At 67.2% G+C, this 18,062-nt stretch carries 17 protein-coding genes; 13 read left to right on the forward strand and 4 right to left on the reverse strand.

What is annotated here, in order from left to right; translation table 11 throughout:
- Positions 1 to 208 precede the first annotated feature (208 nt).
- Together typA and GGQ89_RS06520 are read right to left on the reverse strand one after the other, a co-directional pair.
- The gene (typA, locus tag GGQ89_RS06515) at positions 209 to 2,050 is read right to left on the reverse strand and encodes a translational GTPase TypA (protein ID WP_042489612.1); all 1,842 of its coding nucleotides are present in this window, start codon (positions 2,048 to 2,050) and stop codon (positions 209 to 211) included.
- Positions 2,051 to 2,308: 258 nt separating this feature from the next.
- Complete coding sequence (locus GGQ89_RS06520) at positions 2,309 to 5,260, reverse strand: M16 family metallopeptidase (protein WP_240456528.1); 2,952 nt, start codon at positions 5,258 to 5,260, stop codon at positions 2,309 to 2,311.
- A 188-nt stretch (positions 5,261 to 5,448) separates the two neighbouring features.
- Here GGQ89_RS06520 and GGQ89_RS06525 point away from each other — a divergent pair, with 188 nt between their 5' ends.
- The 13 genes from GGQ89_RS06525 (at position 5,449) to GGQ89_RS06585 (ending at position 16,532) form a co-directional block, all read left to right on the forward strand.
- Positions 5,449 to 6,168 (forward strand): aspartyl/asparaginyl beta-hydroxylase domain-containing protein, encoded by a 720-nt coding sequence (locus tag GGQ89_RS06525; RefSeq protein WP_056436594.1) that lies wholly within the window; start codon positions 5,449 to 5,451, stop codon positions 6,166 to 6,168.
- Between the two features lie 111 nt (positions 6,169 to 6,279).
- Positions 6,280 to 8,076, forward strand: a complete 1,797-nt coding sequence (locus GGQ89_RS06530) for a methyl-accepting chemotaxis protein (RefSeq protein WP_184105008.1) — start codon at positions 6,280 to 6,282, stop codon at positions 8,074 to 8,076.
- 104 nt (positions 8,077 to 8,180) lie between these two features.
- Entirely contained in the window at positions 8,181 to 8,750 is a 570-nt protein-coding gene (locus tag GGQ89_RS06535; RefSeq protein WP_056437140.1) for a NifU family protein, read from the forward strand.
- Complete coding sequence (locus tag GGQ89_RS06540; protein ID WP_184105010.1) at positions 8,750 to 9,340, forward strand: malonic semialdehyde reductase; 591 nt, start codon at positions 8,750 to 8,752, stop codon at positions 9,338 to 9,340. Before GGQ89_RS06535 ends, GGQ89_RS06540 begins: the two co-directional genes overlap by 1 nt.
- A gap of 7 nt (positions 9,341 to 9,347) precedes the next feature.
- Positions 9,348 to 9,986 carry a tRNA (adenosine(37)-N6)-threonylcarbamoyltransferase complex dimerization subunit type 1 TsaB gene (tsaB, locus tag GGQ89_RS06545; protein WP_240456527.1) on the forward strand — a complete coding sequence of 213 codons (639 nt, stop codon included), beginning with the start codon at positions 9,348 to 9,350 and terminating at the stop codon, positions 9,984 to 9,986.
- Entirely contained in the window at positions 9,986 to 10,471 is a 486-nt protein-coding gene (locus tag GGQ89_RS06550; protein WP_184105014.1) for a GNAT family N-acetyltransferase, read from the forward strand. The genes tsaB and GGQ89_RS06550 overlap by 1 nt, the downstream gene beginning before the upstream one ends.
- Positions 10,472 to 10,570: 99 nt before the next feature.
- Entirely contained in the window at positions 10,571 to 10,993 is a 423-nt protein-coding gene (locus tag GGQ89_RS06555) for a Fur family transcriptional regulator (RefSeq protein WP_007406973.1), read from the forward strand.
- The gene (locus GGQ89_RS06560; RefSeq protein WP_240456526.1) at positions 10,993 to 11,739 is read left to right on the forward strand and encodes a lysophospholipid acyltransferase family protein; all 747 of its coding nucleotides are present in this window, start codon (positions 10,993 to 10,995) and stop codon (positions 11,737 to 11,739) included. Before GGQ89_RS06555 ends, GGQ89_RS06560 begins: the two co-directional genes overlap by 1 nt.
- A gap of 68 nt (positions 11,740 to 11,807) precedes the next feature.
- Positions 11,808 to 13,130 (forward strand): tRNA (N6-isopentenyl adenosine(37)-C2)-methylthiotransferase MiaB, encoded by a 1,323-nt coding sequence (miaB, locus tag GGQ89_RS06565; RefSeq protein WP_184105018.1) that lies wholly within the window; start codon positions 11,808 to 11,810, stop codon positions 13,128 to 13,130.
- Between the two features lie 420 nt (positions 13,131 to 13,550).
- Positions 13,551 to 14,549, forward strand: coding sequence for a PhoH family protein (locus GGQ89_RS06570; protein WP_056436576.1), 999 nt, complete (start codon positions 13,551 to 13,553; stop codon positions 14,547 to 14,549).
- Positions 14,550 to 14,652: 103 nt separating this feature from the next.
- Positions 14,653 to 15,168 (forward strand): rRNA maturation RNase YbeY, encoded by a 516-nt coding sequence (gene ybeY, locus GGQ89_RS06575; protein WP_056436573.1) that lies wholly within the window; start codon positions 14,653 to 14,655, stop codon positions 15,166 to 15,168.
- 9 nt (positions 15,169 to 15,177) lie between these two features.
- Complete coding sequence (locus GGQ89_RS06580) at positions 15,178 to 16,083, forward strand: hemolysin family protein (RefSeq protein ID WP_056436571.1); 906 nt, start codon at positions 15,178 to 15,180, stop codon at positions 16,081 to 16,083.
- Positions 16,080 to 16,532 (forward strand): GNAT family N-acetyltransferase, encoded by a 453-nt coding sequence (locus GGQ89_RS06585; protein ID WP_206362774.1) that lies wholly within the window; start codon positions 16,080 to 16,082, stop codon positions 16,530 to 16,532. Before GGQ89_RS06580 ends, GGQ89_RS06585 begins: the two co-directional genes overlap by 4 nt.
- Positions 16,533 to 16,590: 58 nt before the next feature.
- Here the strand turns inward: GGQ89_RS06585 and GGQ89_RS06590 are convergent, their stop codons facing one another.
- Together GGQ89_RS06590 and GGQ89_RS06595 are read right to left on the reverse strand one after the other, a co-directional pair.
- Entirely contained in the window at positions 16,591 to 16,872 is a 282-nt protein-coding gene (locus GGQ89_RS06590) for a hypothetical protein (protein WP_156361216.1), read from the reverse strand.
- 347 nt (positions 16,873 to 17,219) lie between these two features.
- Positions 17,220 to 18,062 (reverse strand): hypothetical protein, encoded by an 843-nt coding sequence (locus tag GGQ89_RS06595; protein WP_184105020.1) that lies wholly within the window; start codon positions 18,060 to 18,062, stop codon positions 17,220 to 17,222.

Genomic DNA, 18,062 nt, shown 5'->3' on the forward strand with positions numbered 1-18,062 from the left:
TGCCAGCGCCATAAAACCCCTCCTGCTCCCTATGGCGCTTTCAATATCGCACGAACCCCTATCGCGCTAACGGACTTGTCCGCATTCTGTGATCGGATTTGCGATATAATCGGCGCGCCGGGTTGGGCGATTGGCAATGTCGATGGTCGCTCCCACGAAAAAGGGCCGGACGTTTCCGTCCGGCCCCGTTCCTGACTGGCTAGCCTGATTACGCCGCCTTCGAGCGAGCCGCACGCTTGCGCTCGTTCGGGTCGAGGTAGCGCTTGCGCAGACGGATCGACTTCGGGGTCACTTCGACCATCTCGTCGTCGTCGATATACGCAATGGCCTGTTCCAGCGTCATCTTCTTCGGCGGGGTCAGGCGGATGGCGTCATCCTTGCCGCCCGACGCGCGGAAGTTGGTCAGCTGCTTCGCCTTCATCGGGTTGACCTCGAGGTCATCCGTCTTGGCGTTCTCGCCGATGATCATGCCCTCATAGAGTGCCTCACCATGACCGACGAACAGGATACCGCGCTCTTCGAGCGGACCCAGGGCATAGCCCTGCGCTTCGCCCGCGCCGTTCGAGATCAGAACGCCGTTCTTACGGCCTTCGATCTTGCCCTTGTGGGGGCCATACTTCTCGAACAGGCGGTTCATGATGCCGGTGCCGCGCGTGTCCGACAGGAACTCGCCGTGGTAACCGATCATGCCGCGCGACGGCGCCGAGAAGGTGATGCGGGTCTTGCCGCCGCCCGAGGGACGCATGTCGGTCATCTCGGCCTTGCGCAGGTTCATCTTCTCGACGACCGTGCCCGAATATTCCTCGTCCACGTCGATGATGACGGTTTCGTACGGCTCGGTCTTCTTGCCGTCCTCATCCTCGCCGAACAGCACGCGCGGGCGGCTGATGCCCAGCTCGAAGCCTTCGCGGCGCATCGTCTCGATCAGAACGCCCAGCTGGAGTTCGCCGCGACCGGCAACCTCGAAGCTGTCGCGGTCGTCGCTCTCGGTGACCTTCACCGCGACGTTCGATTCCGCTTCGCGCATCAGGCGGTCGCGGATCATGCGGCTGGTGACCTTCGAGCCCTCACGGCCCGCCATCGGCGAGTCGTTGACGGCGAAGCGCATCGACAGCGTCGGCGGATCGATCGGCTGCGCCTTCAGCGGCTCGCTGACGCTGGTGTCGGCGATGGTGTTCGCCACGGTGGCGACCGCCAGACCCGCCAGCGAGATGATGTCGCCCGCCTTGGCTTCCTCGACCGGCACGCGGTCCAGGCCACGGAACGACATGATCTTCGACGCACGGCCGGTCTCGACGATGTTGCCATCGGCGTCGAGCGCGTGGATCGCCTGGTTCAGCTTGACCGTGCCCGAGTTGACGCGGCCGGTCAGGATACGACCCAGGAAGTTGTCGCGGTCGAGCAGCGTCACCAGGAAGGTGAAGGGCACGTCCTCGACTTCGACCTTGGGAGCGGGCACGTGATTCACGATCGTCTCGAACATCGGGATCAGCGTGCCTTCGCGCGCGTCCATGTCGGTCGAGGCATAGCCGTTGCGGCCCGAGGCGTAGAGGACGGGGAAGTCCAGCTGCTCGTCATTCGCGTCAAGCGAGACGAACAGGTCGAACACTTCGTCCAGCACTTCCTGGATACGCGCGTCGGCACGGTCGACCTTGTTGACGACGACGATGGGCTTCAGGCCCAGCGCCAGCGCCTTGCCGGTCACGAACTTCGTCTGCGGCATCGCGCCTTCCGACGAATCGACCAGCAGGACGACGCCGTCGACCATCGAGAGGATGCGCTCCACCTCGCCGCCGAAGTCGGCGTGGCCGGGCGTGTCGACGATGTTGATACGGATCGACTCGTCGCTGCCCGGGGGAGTCCAGTCGACCGAGGTCGGCTTGGCGAGAATGGTGATCCCGCGCTCCTTTTCGAGGTCGTTGGAATCCATCGCGCGCTCTTCGACGCGCTGGTTGTCACGGAAGGTGCCCGACTGGCGGAACAGCTGATCGACCAGGGTGGTTTTGCCATGGTCGACGTGCGCGATGATCGCCACGTTGCGGAGGCTCATGCAAATTTCTCTTGTTCGGAGGGTATGTCGCCGCGCGCCATAGCCGAAAGCCAAGCAAAGCGAAAGGGCGGCGCGGATATTGCGGCGCACAAAGGTGGTTGCCGCGAAAAACGTGCGGGAAAGCGACTGGTTCCTCCCCGGCACGGGGAGGTGGCAGGCCGAAGGCCTGACGGAGGGACTTCCCCATAGGACGTCCCTATCGGCACACCCCCTCCACCACCGCTACGCGGCGGTCCCCCTCCCCGCCAGCGGGGAGGATCACTTGGCCCTTGGCACCACCTTCAGCGTCCAGTCGGTATCCAGGCGCAGATATTTCGCCGCGACCGCCTGCAGGTCGGCCGGACCGATCGATACGAAATCCTGCGCCAGACGCTTGGTCGCCTCGATCCGTTGCGGATCATAGGTCGCACCGCCCAGCCGCTGCATCCAGAACAGATTGCCCGAGGCCATGCGCGCGAGCCGCTGCGCCATGGGTCGCTTGATGCGTTGCAGTTCGTCGGCGTCGATCGGCTTGGACGCCAGATCGGCGGCGATCGAACGGGCGGTCGACAGGAAGAAGTCGACCTTGTCGGGGGCGACCATGCCGATGGCGATCATCCGCCCGCCGCCGGGCAGGCCGATCGGCCATTGGCTGGCGACCTGCGGGCTGTAGCTGGCCCCCGCCTGCGACCGCAGCCGGTCGAACAGCCGGTCGGCAAAGACCTGCGCCAGCACGTCCAGCCGGTTGCGGATGCGGTCGTCGGCCGAACCGCCGCCGGTCGGCCAGGCGATCACCGCCGCCGCCTGATCCGCCGGGCCGGTATGGGTGCGGACGACGGGCGTGGCGACATGCGCGGGAAAGCGGATCGGCGGCACCGGGCCGGTCGTGCCTTTACGCGCCGGGATCGCCCCGAAGCTGTCGGCCACCGCCTTGATCGCCTCGTCCGCCTTCACGTCGCCGAACACCGACACCTCGATCGGGCCGGAGGCGAGCAGCGGGGCCCAGAGCGCCTTGAACGACTGGGGCGTGGTCGCCACCACCGCGTCGCGCGGCGGCGTGCCCCAGCGCGGATCGCCGTCGCGCAGCAACCGCTCCAGATCATGGCCGAGCACGCCGTCGGGCGACGAGTCGAACCCGTCATAACCCGCCAGCATCGCCGCCTTGGCCCGGTTGACCGGTGCCGCGTCCCAGCGCGGCGCGATCAGCTTGGCCGCCATCAGCTTGAGGTTGTCGGCATAATCGCCGGGCGACGACAGCGCGTTGAAGGCGAAGGCATCGTCATCGACGTCGAAGTCCAGCCCCATGGTCCGCCCGGCGGTCAGCCGGTCGAGATCGCCCTGGTCGAACTTGCCGATGCCGCCCGCGACCAGCGCGAGGTCGGCCGCCCAGGCCGGGCTTTCCCGGTTCGCGGGCAAGGCGTCATAGCCACGCCCGAACCGGACCCGCAGATAGACGCGGGCCGTCTCGCCGTCATTGGCGAACAGCAGCAGCCGCGTGCCATTGGCGAAGGTCACCTTCTCCAGCCCCAGCTCGGAGACTTTCTCGCGCGATACGACCTTGCCGGGGGTACCCAGCTTGGGGAGCTGAGCGAAGGTCACCGTGCCCTGACGGCGACGCTGTTCGGCGAGCGGGCGGACATCGGCCTTCAGCGCGGCGGTCAGCCTGGCGACCGCATCGGCTTGCACATTGCGGGTGTTGACCAGCGCGCGGGTCGCGGTGCCCTGGAAAATCTTGCGCGTCGAGGCCAGCACCGTGTCGGGCGTGAACATCCTTTTGTCGATCGCCTGACGCAGGATCTGATAGCTCGTCTCGGGCGCCGTCACCGTTTCGCGGATATCGAGTGCGCCGACCATGTCGTCGGCCTGTTTCGACCCCGCCTCGACCCGCGCGGTTTCGACCTGGTTGCGCAGGATCGCGTCGTAATCGGCGAGTTCGCGGTCGATCTCGCCCTGCGTCGGCGGGGTCGCCATCGCATCGGCGACGACCGCCCGCACATCCTTCAGCGCGGCTTCCCAATTGTCGCCGATCGGCACGACATTGACCGTGGTGAGATTGGCCGAGCGTGACACATCGTCGAGCGCGACGCTGGCCTGTAGGAAGCTGCCCCCGGCGCGGGCCCGATTTTCCAGACGGCGGCTGATCAGGCGGGCGGCGACCATGTCGACCATCCGCTTCTGGTTGAAGATCGCGGTATCGTCCTGATACTGCCACGGGCGCAGCACCGCCATGGCGACGACCGGCGGCATGGACGGCTCCACCAGCGCGCCCGCTACGGCCGCATCGGCGGTCGGCTTGCCGAAATCGGGATCGGGCGGATTGGGGCCGACGCCCTGCCACGACCCGAAATTCTTGGTGACGAGCCTGGCCAGCAGCGCCGGATCCATGTCGCCCGAGATGATGACGACCGCGCGTTCGGGGCGATACCAGCGGTCATGGAACGCCTTCACCGTCTCGGGCGTCGCGGCCTCCAGCGTCTTGAGCTGGCCGATCGGCGAACGTTCGGCCAGCGGCTGCCCCGCAAAGAAGGTCTCGCGCAGCTTGTCCGAATAGCGGACCTGCGGCCCCGGCTGCTCGCGGCGTTCGGCCAGCACCACCGGGCGCTCGGCATTCAGCGACTGGGCGGTCAGCGAGGGCGCGGCCATCATGCCGCTCAGGATCTTCAGGCTCTCGTCCAGCCCCGCCTCGGTCGCGCCGGGCAGGTCGAGCTGATAGACGGTCTGGGTCGGCGTGGTGGACGCGTTGGAGTCCGAGCCGAAGGTCGCGCCCAGACGCTGCCAGATACGCTTGGCCTCGCCGTCCGGCACATATTGCGATCCGCGGAAGGACAGATGCTCGATCAGATGGGCGAAGCCGCGCTCCGACGCCTGCTCGTTCAGCGCGCCCGCATCGATGCGCACCCGCACCGCCACCTGCCCCGGCGGCACGCCGTTGCGGCGGACCGCGAAGCGCAGGCCATTGGCCAGTCGCCCGAACTTCCACATCTTGTCCTGCGGCAGGTCCGAGCCCTTGTAGAGCCAGGGCGTCTGATCGACGCCGGGGATCGGCGGCAGCGGGGCGAGCGGATCGGCCGCTGGCGTCGTGGGGGGAGGCGCCACGCTGGCGGACACCGGCATGCCCTGCGGCACCGAACGATTGTCGGTCTGGCCGGGAACCTGGCCGATGACGGGGATCGCCAGCCCCAGAAGGACCGGCAGGGCAAGGCGGCGCATAGCGCGGGACGGAAATGCCATGCCCCCCTCATAACCCGCCGCACGCCGGATCGCCAGCCGCCCCTAAATCGCCCCAATGCACCGCTTTGCAACGGCCGGACGCCATTATTTCGACCCAGTGGCGGCCTAGGACGGCCAGACTGATCCCGCGTCACAAGGGCCGTCGATGCCCGGGCGCCGAGGGTCGGGCCGGGGATGTTCGGAACGTGATGACCAAGTCGATCAAGGCCAGTGCCCAGCGTCAGGGCCCGGCCACAATATGGCACAATTCGGGCGAGGCCGAGCGGCCCGTGCGGCCCGTCCCGACCCTGGTCGCCGCGATCCCCAGCCTTCCCTCGCCCCCCGCCCCGCCCCATCCCGCACTGGCGGCGCTGTGCCGGGTGTTCGACGGGGTGATCGCGGCATCCTCGCTGGTGCCCAACGACCCGGTTCTCGACATTCGCGACTTCGACTGGACGGCCGGGCTGCGGCGGCAATGGCGCGCGATCCGGGACGAGGCGGTTGCGGTATCGGGTCCGGCTTCGACCAATCGGATCGTCCCGCTGCTGCGGGATGGCGAGACGGCGAATCGCTGTCCCGTCGCGACGGCGGCGCTGGCCGAGGTGCCGGGGCTGCACGACGCCGCCTTCGCCCTGCTCGCGCCCGGTGCGCATGTCGAAATGCGGCGCGGCGCCACCAAGGGGCTGCTGACCTGTCATCTGGGGCTGGCAGTGCCGCGCGACGGCGGCGCGCGGATGCGGGTGCGTGACCGGATCGTGCGCTGGGCCGAAGGCGAAACGCTGATCTTCGACGACAGCTATCCGCATGAATTGTGGAACGAAGCCGAGGCCGCGCGGATCGTCCTGCGGCTGCGTTTTGCCCGCCCGCTGCGACAGCCCGGCCAAGCCGTGGCGGACGGCCTGCTGCGCCTGATCGGCAAGACGGCCTGACCTCGGCTTCGGCCGATCCGGTACGAAAACCGGACACTCTTAACCTTTTGGTAACCCGTGACCACGACAAGCCGCGCCGCCTGTCGCCCCCGGTTTTGTCACGGAATTGTCATGTTTATCAAGAGCGTAGCAGCCCGTCTCATCGCGCCCGTGCTGGTGTCGATGCTGTTGCTGGCGATCCTGTCGGCCGTCACCCTGCAAACCGAGGGGCGGGTCGCCCGTGCCAATCAGGATGCCGCCCATGCCGAGGCGGTGATGCTGCGGCTGGCCGAACTCCGCTCGCTCAGCCGGTCGCTGCAACGCGATGCGCTCAACCTGGTGATCGAAAGCGATCCCGCCGAGCGAAAGGTGATCCAGGGCAAGTTCGACACGCGGCTGGGCAAGTTTGCCGACCAGCTGGGTACGCTGCAAGGCGATGCGGCGCGCTATGCGATCACGCCCGCCTATTTCACCTCGCAGGCCCGCGTCCGCCGCGAACTGACCGAGGTCGGCCGCCTCGCAGGCACCGGGGACCGCGCCGCCGGTCTTTCCCATTTCCGCCAGCGGGTGCGCCCGGCCGAACGACTGGCATCCAGGATCGCCGACGCGCGGATCGATGCGCTGACCGACGAGGTGAAGGCGCTGCACGTCCGCGCCGATACCGTCGCCGAACAGGGACGCTGGATCCTGATCGGTGCGACATTGCTGCTCGCCATCGCCGGGCTGGCGACCGGCCTGTACATGGCGCTGCGCACCGTCGTCCGGCCGCTGCATGAGCTGCGCCAGGCCATGGGGCAGCTGGCGGAAGGCCAGACCGAGCGCGCCATTCCTCATGCCGAACGCGAGGACGAGGTGGGGGAGATGGCACGCTCGATGGTCGCCTTTCGCGACCAGCTCGCCCGCGCCGAGGCGGACAAGACCGCCCAGACCCAGCTGATCGTCGCCAGTATCGGCCAGGGCCTGTCGGCACTGGCGAAGGGCGACCTGACGGCGCGGATCGACGCGAGGCTGGACGAGCCCTTCGCCCGGCTGAAGAACGACTTCAACACGGCGATGGCGGCGCTGCATGCGACCATGGCGCGCGTCGTGGGCGCGACCAGCGGCGTGCGGGCGGGCGCGATGGACATACGTCAGGCCTCGGACGACCTGTCGCAACGCACCGAGCAGCAGGCCGCCAGCCTGGAGGAAACCGCCGCCGCAATGGACGAGATCACCGCGACCGTCCGTCATGCCGCGACCGGCGCGAGCGATGCCGCGCTGGCGCTGGAACAGACCTGCGCCGACGCGCGCGACGGCGGCGCGGTGGTCGTCCGGGCCCGCGCGGCGATGGTCGATATCGAGCGCGCCTCGTCCGAGATCGAGGAGATTATCGGCGTCATCGACGGCATCGCCTTCCAGACCAATTTGCTCGCGCTCAATGCCGGGGTCGAGGCGGCACGCGCGGGCGAGGCCGGGCGCGGTTTTGCGGTGGTCGCCTCCGAGGTACGCGCCTTGGCGCAGCGTTCGGCCGATGCCGCGCGCGACGTGAAGCAGCGCGTGCTCGCCAGCGCCAGCGGCGTGCAGAACGGCGTCGCGCTGGTCGGCGAGACGGGCGTGGCGCTGGAGAAGATCAACGAGGGCATGGGTCGGCTGGGCACGCTGATGACCGGCATCGCCGACGATGCGAATCGTCAGGCCAAGGGGTTGGGCGAGGTGAACACCAGCCTGTCCCAGATGGACATGGTGACGCAGCAAAATGCCGCGATGGTCGAACAGGCCACCGCCGCCGCGCGCAGCCTGGCCGAGGAGGCGGAGCAATTGTCGCAGGCGGTCGAACGCTTCGTGCTCGACATGCCACCCGCGCCGCTGCGGGTCGTCGAGTCGGTGAAGGAACGGGTCGTGCCGCTGCCCGTGCGACGCGCGGCGAACGAGGACTGGTCGGCCTTCTGATCGCCGGCCAAAGCGGGCTGGCCAAAGCGGGATTGCCTCCGCGGAAACGCATCCTTTCCCGCGTCCTGCTTGATCCCCATCGCAACCCGCGCCACATGGGGGTCATGCTGATCGAGACCGAACCGACGCCCAATCCGGCGACGCTGAAATTCCTGCCCGGCCGCAAGGTCATGGACAGCGGCACCCGCGACTTCGCCTCGCCCGAGGAAGCCGCCGCCAGCCCGCTGGCCGAGGCGATCTTCAACCTGGGCGACGTGACCGGCGTGTTCTTCGGCCGCGACTTCGTCTCGGTCACGGTTGCGCCCGGCACTGACTGGTCGGACGTGAAGCCCGATGTGCTGGGCATCCTGCTCGACCATTTCTCGGCGCAGATGCCGCTGTTCCGCCAGGGTGCGGCGGACTTTTCGGTGCCGTCGGAGGACAGCTTCACCGACGATCCCGAGGATGCCGACATCGTCGCCCAGATCCGCGAGCTGATCGACACGCGCGTTCGCCCGGCGGTGGCCAATGACGGCGGCGACATCGTCTATCGCGGCTTCGACAAGGGCAAGGTCTATCTGAAGATGCAGGGCGCCTGCGCCGGTTGCCCCTCGTCCACCGCGACGCTGAAGAACGGTATCGAGCAGCTGCTGCGCCATTATGTCCCCGAAGTCACCGAAGTGAGGGCCGTCTGATGAACCCCATCGACGATGCCAGCCTCGACCGGCTGTTCCGCGAGGGCCGCACCTTCAACCATTATCTCGACAAGGCCGTAGGCGAGGACGAGATCCGGGCGATCTGGGATCTGATGAAGATGCCGCCGACCTCGACCAACCAGAACCCGGCGCGCATGGTGTGGTGCCTGAGCGCGGACGCGAAGGAAAAGCTCGCGTCCTGCGCCTCGGACAGCAATGCCGACAAGATCCGCAACGCGCCCGCCGCCGTCATCATCGGCATGGACGTGAACTTCCACGAAACCCTGCCGCAGCTGTTCCCGCATGTGGACGCCAAGAGCTGGTTCGACGGCAATACCGAACTGCGCGAAGCCTCGGCCTTTCGCAACAGCTCGCTCCAGGGCGCCTATCTGATCCTCGCCGCGCGCGCGCTGGGGCTGGATACCGGTGCGATGTCGGGCTTTGACCAGGGCGCGGTGGACAAGGCGTTCTTCGCCGACCAGCCGGGCGTTCGGTCGAACTTCATCGCGACGCTGGGTTATGGCGACACGTCGAAGCTGCACCCGCGCAACCCCCGGCTGGCGTTCGACCAAGCCAACCGGATCGCCTGAGCCGAACTTGCGCACGCTGGTCATCGACACCGCCACCGCCGCCTGCTCGGTCGCCCTTCTCGACGGCGACCGGGTGGTCGCGCATGGCCATGACGTGGTCGGGCGTGGCCATGCCGAGCGGCTGGTACCGATGATCGCGGCCTTGCCCGATGGCGGCCGGGCGGCGCGCATCCTGGTCGATTGCGGGCCGGGCAGCTTCACCGGCATCCGCGTCGGCATCGCGGCGGCGCGCGGGCTGGCCCTGGGCTGGGGCGTGACCGCGACCGGCTATCAATCGCTGGCGCTGGTCGCCGCCGCCGGGTTCTCCGCGCGCGACGACGCCGCGCTGACGGTCGTGCTGGAAGGCGGGCATGGCGAGGTCTTCGTGCAGGCCTTTGCCCGCGACCTGACCGCCCTCTCCCCCTTCGCCTCGATGAAGCCCGATGCCGCGCTTGCCGCGCTGGAGGGCCGGGTCGCGATCGGCAACGGGGTTCGCTGGCTGACCGCCTTGGCGCCCGATCTGCCGGTGGTCGAGGCGCTGCCCGATGCGTCGGAGGCTTGGCGGCTGCCCGCCGACCTCACCGCCCTGCCTCCGCGTCCCGTCTATGGCCGCGCGCCCGACGCCAAGCTGCCCGGCGGCATCACGCCCCCAGGGCTGGCCGCCTGATGGCGAGCATCGGCATCTCGCTTCGCCCCGGTGACGCGCGCGACGCCGGTGTCGTCGAACAGGTCATGGCCGCCGCCTTCGACCCGCAATGGGGCGAGGCCTGGACCCGCTCGCAATTGCTGGGCGTGATGGCGCTGCCCGGCATCAAGCTGCTGATCGCCGAGGCGGGTGAGGAACCGGCGGGCTTTGCGCTGACCCGTTCGGTGCTGGACGAGGCCGAACTGCTGCTGCTGGGCGTCACGCCGGAGCATCGCCGCGCGCGGATCGGCAGCCTGCTGGTCGAGGCGGTCGTCGCCGACTGCGCCGCACATGGGGTGGAAACGCTGCATCTGGAGGTGCGGTCGAACAATCCCGCCATCCTGTTCTACTCCGCGCATGGCTTTGCCAAGTGCGGCGAACGGCGCAATTATTACAAGGGCGCCGACGGGCGCCATTACGACGCGCGCACCTATCGACGGTCGATCGCAACCCGGGCCATCGGCTGACCCGATCACTGTTTCCGGGTTATTGCGAGTCGCTATCCCCTTTTCGCAATTAGGCTTTGGGGGTAGAGAGGGGTTTGCCCGAGGAGTTGAAACGTTACCATGGCCCGCAAAATCGATCTCGAAGCGCTGTGCGCGCAAAAGGGACTGCGCATCACCGAACAGCGCCGCGTGATCGCCCGCGTCCTGTCGGAGGCGGAGGACCATCCCGATGTGGAAAAGGTCTATGAGCGCGCCGCCAAGATCGATCCCGGCATCTCGATCGCGACCGTGTACCGCACCGTCCGCCTGTTCGAGGAAGCGGGCATCCTGGACCGCCATGATTTCGGCGACGGCCGCGCCCGCTACGAACCTTCGCCCGAGGCGCATCACGACCATCTGATCGATGTCGAGACCGGCCGCGTGATCGAGTTCGTCGACCCCGAACTGGAACAGCTGCAAAAGGCGATCGCCGAGAAGCTGGGCTTCCGCCTGGTCGATCACCGGATGGAGCTTTACGGCGTCAGTCTCGACCGCAAGGGATGATGGCGGCGGCCGTCCCCGACGACGCCGACAGCAAGGGCGGCCTGCGAGCAGCGGGTCGCCTTTTGTGTATCGTGGGCGTGCTGCTGATCGCGCTGGCGCTGCACGGGGCGTGGCGGCTGGCCGGACGCACCTCGCCCTGGCCGCCCCGCTTCCTGCGCCGGGTCGCGATGATCCTGGGCGCGGACATTCGCGTCGTCGGCACGGCCGAACGCCGCGATGTGATGATTGCGGCCAATCACCTGAGCTGGATGGATATCCTCCTGCTGGCGGGCACGTCGGGCACCCGTTTCGTCGCCAAGGCGGAGGTGGCGGCGCTGCCGCTGGTCGGCTGGCTCGCCGGGCTCAACCGCACCCTGTTCGTCGAGCGCGGCGATCGGTTGGGCGTGGGCGATCAGGTCGCGACGATTCGCGCCGCCCTGACCGAAGGGCAGCCGTTGGCGGTGTTTCCGGAAGGGACGACCGGCGACGACCTCAGCCTGTTGCCCTTCAAGCCCGCGCTGTTCGCCGCCCTGGTGCCGCCCGTCCCCGGTATCCGGGTGCAGCCGGTGCGGATCGACTATGGCGCGGCGGCGGGCGATCTGGCCTGGCTCGGCGCCGATCCGGGGGACGCCCATGTCAAACGGGTGCTGCGGCGGCGGGGGCGGTTTACCGTCACGCTCCATTATCTCGCGCCATTCGACCCGGCGGACTTCCCCGACCGCAAGGCGATCGCGGCGGAGGCCCGGCGGCGAATCGTCGAAACCTGATCTCCGTCGCGGCCAGTGCGCCTTCCCGAAGCTGGCGAGCGGGCGACTTTTACGATAAGGGCCGCGTCATGCCCGCATCTCCCAAGACCTTCCACGTCAAGTCCTTCGGCTGTCAGATGAACGTCTATGACGGCGAGCGCATGGCCGAATTGATGGCCGCGCAAGGCCTGTCGACGACCGACGATGCCAGCGCCGCCGATCTGATCGTCCTCAACACCTGCCACATCCGCGAGCGCGCGACCGAGCGGGTCTACTCGGAGATCGGTCGTCTGCGGAAGGATGCGGGCGAGCAGGGCCGCAAGCCGATGATCGCGGTCGCAGGCTGCGTCGCCCAGGCCGAAGGGGCGGAGATCGTCCGCCGCGCCAAGGTCGATGTGGTCGTCGGCCCGCAGGCCTATCACAACCTGCCCGATCTGGTCGCCAAGGCGGCGGCGGGCGAGGCCGCGCTCGACACCGACATGCCGGTCGAGTCCAAGTTCGTCCACCTGCCCGGCCGTCGCAAGGTGAACCCCTCCGCCTTCCTGACCGTGCAGGAAGGCTGCGACAAGTTCTGCACCTATTGCGTCGTGCCCTATACGCGCGGTGCCGAGGTCAGCCGATCCTATTCGGCGATCATGGACGAGGCGCGGTCGCTGGTCGATGCGGGCGCGCGCGAGATCACGCTGCTGGGCCAGAACGTCAATGCGTGGAACGATGCCGACGACCGCGGCCTGCATGGCCTGATCCGCGAGTTGGACCGGATTCCGGGGCTGCACCGCATCCGCTACACGACCAGCCACCCCAACGACATGACGCAGGGGCTGATCGACGCGCACCGCGACGTCGAAAGCCTGATGCCCTTCCTCCATCTGCCGGTGCAGTCGGGCAGCGACCGCATCCTGAAGGCGATGAACCGCCAGCATACGCGCGACAGCTATATGCGGGTGATGGACCGCGTGCGCGCGGCACGCCCCGACATCGCGCTGTCGGGCGATTTCATCGTGGGCTTCCCCGGCGAGACCGAGGCGGACTTCGCCGATACGCTGAGCCTGGTCGACGCGATGGGCCATGCCCAGGCGTTCAGCTTCAAATACTCGCCCCGCCCCGGCACCCCCGCCGCGACGATGGCGGATCAGGTTCTGCCTGAGGTGATGGACGACCGCCTCCAGCGCCTCCAGGCCGCGCTCAACCGCGACCAGCACGCGTTCAATCTTGCCAGCGTCGGACGGACCTGCACCGTCCTGCTCGAACGGCGCGGCAAGCTGCCCGGCCAGATGCTCGGCAAGTCGCCCTGGCTTCAGTCGGTCCACCTGATCGGCGACCACCAGATCGGCGACTTGGTCGAGGTCGAACTGGTCGCCGCCGGACCGAACTCGCTGACCGGCCAGGCGAAGGTGAAGGCGGCGGCGTAAGCCCCAACCTCCGTTCAGGCTGAGTGAAGTCGGAGCCTACGCCTGCGCTTCCGCAATTTGTTCGCGCGGAGGCGCGGAGACGCGGAGGTGCCTGGCTCGTCGATGCTTCATCCGGCCCTCGCGACCGGGAGACCTATTTGAAAGCCAATGGCTCACAGGCCAAGATCGCGGCTAGATACACCCTCTCCGCGCCTCCGCGCCTCCGCGCGAACCAAAATCTTCTTAATCGCGCAGAGGCGCAGAGAGCGCAGAGGAAGAAGAAGGTCTCCCGACCGCCACGCAGGGCTCTTCTTCTCCGCGCCCTCTGCGCCTCTGCGCGCAAAAAAGCCTCATCGCGTCACACCTATGTCACGCAATTTCGCTGGCGTTCCGACCGGTGCCACCCCATCTTGGGGAAACCACAGACGGTGAAAGGACCGCATGAGCCGCAAGCCCCTCCCCGCCCAGGCCGGTGAACGCAGCCGGGCGGAACTCAGCTTCGACAAGCCGCAAGTGCTGGCGCAGCTGTTCGGCCAATATGACCGCAATCTGGTCGCATTGGAGAATCGCCTCGGCGTGTACATCACCGCGCGGGGCAACCGGGTCGGCCTGGAGGGTACCGCCGAGCAGGTGGCGCTGGCCCGCGACGTGCTGAACGACCTCTATGCCCGTATCCAGCGCGGCGAGGAGGTGGATACCGGCCTGGTCGACGCCTCGATCGCGATGGCGTCCGAGCCGACGCTCGACGGCATCCTCAGCGCCGAGCGCAGTTCGACCCCATCGGTCATGATCCGCACGCGCAAGAAGACGATCGTACCGCGCACCCCCGCCCAGGCGCATTATATGAAGGAGCTTGTGTCCAACGACATGATCTTCGCGCTTGGCCCGGCGGGCACTGGCAAGACCTATGTTGCGGTCGCGCAGGCGGTGGCGCAGCTCATCACCGGCTCCGTCCAGCGGCTGATCCTGTCGCGCCCGGCGGTCGAGGCGGGCGAGAAGCTGGGCTTCCTGCCCGGCGACATGAAGGAGAAGGTCGATCCCTATCTCCGCCCACTCTACGATGCGCTGCACGACTGCCTACCCGCCGAGCAGGTGGAGCGGCGGATCGCCAGCGGCGAGATCGAGATCGCGCCGATCGCCTTCATGCGCGGCCGGACGCTGGCCGATGCCTTCGTCATCCTCGACGAAGCGCAGAACACCACACCCGCCCAGATGAAGATGTTCCTGACCCGCTTCGGCCAGAACAGCCGCATGGTGATCTGCGGCGACCCCAATCAGGTCGACCTGCCCGGCGGCGTCGCCGCATCCGGGCTGGCCGATGCGGTGCGTCGCCTGGAAGGTGTCGAGGGCATCGCGATGAGCCGCTTCACCGCCGCCGACGTCGTCCGCCATCCGATCGTCGGGCGGATCGTCGACGCCTATGAAGGGCCGAACGCCTGAGCCTGCTTTCGCCAACATCTGCTTTCGTTGGCGTAACGATGGAACTGTTGATAGGGGGCGGCGATTTTCACCATCACCGCCCCGCTGCCCTTGAAAGGCTCCCATGATCGAAATCGCGCTGATCCATGAAGAGCCCTGGTCGGGCGACGAGCAGAGCTGGGAGGCGTTGGCTACCACCGCCGCGCGTGCCGCGATCGAGCGGACGCCCTACGGCCCGTTGCTGACCACGCCCGCGCTGATCGAGATTTCGGTGCGGCTGACCAGCGATGACGAGGTTCAGTCGCTCAACCGCCAGTATCGGCAGAAGGACAAGCCGACCAACGTCCTGTCCTTCCCGATGGTCCAGCCCGACCTGATCGAAACGGTGACGCAGAACTCCGACGATGGCGAGGTTCTGCTGGGCGATATCGTGCTCGCCCACGGCGTCTGTGTGGCGGAAGCGGCCGAACGCGGGATTTCCGCCGAAACGCACGCGACTCATCTGCTGGTGCATGGCGTCCTGCATCTGCTAGGCTATGACCATATGAACGATGGCGAGGCCGAGGCAATGGAGGCGATCGAACGCGACGCGCTGGCCAGTCTCGGCATCGCCGATCCCTATCTCATACGCGAGGACTGACACCCCCCGATGGCCGACGGCCCCAGTAGCAGCACCGGCAACGGTGACTCCAACGAATCCAGCATCTGGCACGGGCTGAAAAGCCTGATCTTCGGCGGCGATCAGGAAGAGTCGCTCCGCGACCAGCTGGAGGATGCGATCGACCGGCATGAGGGCGATCCCGGCCCCGATGCCAAGGGCGACCTGACCCCGCTGGAGCGTCAGATGGTCCGCAACCTGCTGCATTTCGGCGAGCGCGATGCCGGTGACGTGGGCGTGCCGCGTGCCGACATCATCGCGGTCGAGGAGCGCACGACCTTCGACCATCTGGTCCAGATCTTTGCCGAGGCCGGGCACAGCCGCCTGCCCGTCTATCGCGAGACGCTCGATTCGATCATCGGCATGGTGCATATCAAGGACGTGTTCAATATCCTGGCGACCGGCGCGGAGCATCCCGCCACCATCGCCGGGCTGATCCGCGATCCGCTCTATGTGCCCATGTCGCGCGGGGCGCTCGATCTGCTGGCCGACATGCGCCAGAAGCGGGTGCACCTGGCCGTGGTGCTCGACGAATATTCGGGCACGGAGGGCCTCGTCACCATCGAGGACCTGATCGAGGAAATCGTCGGCGAGATCGAGGACGAGCATGACGAGGCGCCGCAGGCGCTGCTCGTGCCGCTCGATGGCGGTGCCTGGGATGCGGATGCGCGCGTCGGGCTGGAAGAGGTCGGCCGCGCCGTCGACCCGCAGCTTGAAGAAGCGGAGGACGATGTCGACACGCTGGGTGGCCTGACCGCCGTGCTGGCAGGACAGGTGCCTCCGGTCGGCACCTGTATCGACCATCCCAGCGGCTGGCGGATCGAGGTGACGGAGGCCGATGAGCGTCGCATCCACCGCCTGCGCCTCCATCCGGCGGTGGCCACGGTCGACGAGTGATCCGCGCCTATCGGGCCGGGGATCGCGACACCTGCCTGGCGCTGTTCGACGGCAATAGCGCTCCCTATTTCGCGCCGTCTGAACGCGCCGACTTCGCGCATTTTCTCGACCATGATGCGGCGAAGTGGGCGTTTCAGGTGGCGGAAAGGGATGGTCGCCTCGTCGGCTGCGGCGGGATGGCCATCGGCGCGAACGGACGTATCGCGCATTTCTGCTGGGGCATGGTCGACCGCACGCGGCACAGACAGGGCATCGGCACCGCGCTGGTTCGCGTACGACTGAACCGGGCCGCCCAAGCGGATGTCCGCGAGGTCCGGCTGGATACCAGCCAGCATAGCCGAGCCTTTTACGAGCGGCTGGGCTTTCGGGCCGAGAGCGTGATGGCGGATGGATATGGGCCAGGGCTCGACCGCTGCGATATGGTGCTGACGCTTCCCAAACTGGCATGATCGCAAAGGCCGACTTGCTGCATGATTGCGGCAAGTCGGCCATGAGGGTGATTGTCGGTTAGCGGAAACCGCCCTCCCGACGGAACGCGGTCCAGTCGTCACTGCCGCTCCAATAGGATGGCCCCCCCATGCATCGCCATGCCGTCTCTTCCTCGACGCATTCTTCATAGCTCGAATGGCGAGTATCGAGGCGAGGTCGTCCCTGAACGTCATAACCAGAGCAGCGAATCCGGACTTCCTGCTCGCAAGACGGCATGGCTGCCGCCGGTTGCGCGGCCGTCAGGCAGCCCAAGACGCCAATTGCGCCAAACATTGGAACCAGTGTGAGGACATTCTTCATCGGATACCTCCCTCGGGGCGCCCTTCGCGCTGTCAGGAGGTTGAATGGCCGGTGCCATGTGCTGCAATGACGGACATATCCGATCCGGGGTAAGCCTGAGCCGACTCACCCATTTCGGGCTCTTCCCTCCGCAATGATAATCATTCAATCGATTACAGAGCGCGCTTTATTCTATTATCCTCGACCGTGCGGCTGACCTATACGTCATGGTACAGACGATTACTCCCAAGGCTCCCCGGTTCGAGGATGCGGATAAACTCCCTGACATTCGCGTCCTCGACGGCCGCCGGTGCGCTCCCCGTGGCACCGGCGGCCAAAATTCATGCGCAGGGAATGCGGCACCTGGCTCACCCGACCGGCAGCAGGGTATCGACGCCGCGCGCCGCCACGACCCAGCGATAAAAGGCATCGGTCAGCGCGTATCGGAAATAGAGCGGTTCGACTTCGATCGCCCCCTGGCGGCCCAGGCAATGCCGACCCTGATCGAGAATGCGATAGACATATTGGGTCTGCAGCGCCGGATGGCCATGCGCCCTCACCATCCGGGTGGTGTTTTCCGGTTCGGACCGTACCAGACATTGCAGCGCCCGGGCGCGAAGCCGCTCGTCGGGATAGGCTAGCGACAGCCTGTTTGCTTCCATGGCCTCCAGCCGCGCCTGAACGGCGGGATCATCCACTTGCCGGGTCGTCAACTCCGCGTCAGGTGCGAAACGCGCGATCGCCTCCTCCAGGACGGCACCCCGATCATAGACGCTGCGGCATACCGGCAGCCCCATGCTGGTAGTGGCCGGCCAGCAGCTTGCCAGATCAGGCGGTGCAGGGATGGGTGAGTGCGGAAGATCGGGCCAGCAGGCCATGTTGGCCCGGATGAAGCCGTCCATCGCAAATAGAGGCGCCGGACTGTTCGGCTTTCCGTCGATCACCCGGTGCAGCAGCTTGACCGGGAAGAACCGGGCACAGCGCACGAACATCTGCGCCTTCTCGTCCAGAATGCGGTTCGTCAGCCGATCGGGTTGGATCGTGATACCCGGCGGGGGCGGAGCGTTGGTTGGCGGAAGCCTCTCTGCCTCGACGACGACTTCACGGCCCTGGACGGGTGTGGGTCGATCGTGATCCTGAACCGCCCCTATGGACGGCACGGCCGCCATCATCACGGCCACCAAACCCCATTCCATCGATCCCATGCGCAT

This window comes from Sphingomonas yabuuchiae (assembly GCF_014199595.1).
Taxonomy (GTDB): domain Bacteria; phylum Pseudomonadota; class Alphaproteobacteria; order Sphingomonadales; family Sphingomonadaceae; genus Sphingomonas; species Sphingomonas yabuuchiae.